This is a genomic window from Weizmannia acidilactici (assembly GCF_008974185.1).
GTDB classification, from domain to species: Bacteria; Bacillota; Bacilli; order Bacillales; family Bacillaceae_C; genus Weizmannia; species Weizmannia acidilactici.
The window spans coordinates 1-806 of record NZ_BKZP01000098.1 but is presented as its reverse complement, the minus strand read 5'-3'; the positions used below and the strand labels follow the sequence as shown (position 1 = coordinate 806).

General features: G+C 29.2%; 2 protein-coding genes. Both read right to left on the bottom strand.

Features of this window, described 5'->3' with window-relative positions; translation table 11 throughout:
* Positions 1-293: AMP-binding protein (locus tag BpJC4_RS17255; RefSeq protein WP_151698198.1), on the bottom strand; the 293-nt coding region annotated here is incomplete at its 3' end.
* Positions 294-329: 36 nt separating this feature from the next.
* Positions 330-806 (bottom strand): AMP-binding protein (locus BpJC4_RS17250; protein WP_151682007.1); only part of this gene is annotated, 477 nt, incomplete at its 5' end.

The following is an 806-nucleotide window of genomic DNA, read 5'->3' as shown; positions in this document are numbered from 1 at the left end:
TTAATTATTTGCGTTTCAATTTCCCCTAATTCAACTCGAATACCATTTATTTGTATTTGGTTATCTATTCTCCCTAAATAAATCAAATTTCCATCTTCTCGAAAATATCCAATATCTCCAGTTCTATAGTACTTTTCATTATTTAAACAAACAAATTTTTCAGCAGTTAATTTATGATTATTTACATATTCTTTTGCAACACCATTACCACCAATTAATATTTCACCAACCTGATAATTATCGATTTGAGTTGATTGGATCGATTGATCAATATATATTTTAGCGTTATCCAACGCTTTACCAATTGGAACTTTGGTCTTATACCTTTCTTATTTATTTATTTCATAATATGTCGCATAAACAGTAGCTTCCGTTGGTCCATACAAATTAAAAGTCTTGGCTGATTTAAAAATACTATTTAATTTATTTGCAAGTTCAGGTATAAGTTCTTCTCCGGCAATCATTATATATTTTAACGTTTTATCCATCATTTCAAGATATTCATAACGGCAAGTGCTTAAGATCATATTTAGTATCGATGGAGATAGGGCTAAATGTGTAATATTATTATCAATAACCATCTTTGGCAATTCAGTTAATGCTTTAGAAGAGACTTTTGAAGATACGTATAAACTACCTCCTCCATATATCCAGCCAAATATCTCTGTAATAGAGACATCAAATGTATATGGAGTTGTTAGAATATACTTATCTCCTCTATTACAAGGAAAATACTTATTCATATTTGTTAATATATATCTCAGATTATCTTGTGTTACTAGAACACCTTTTGGAGCTCCAGTACT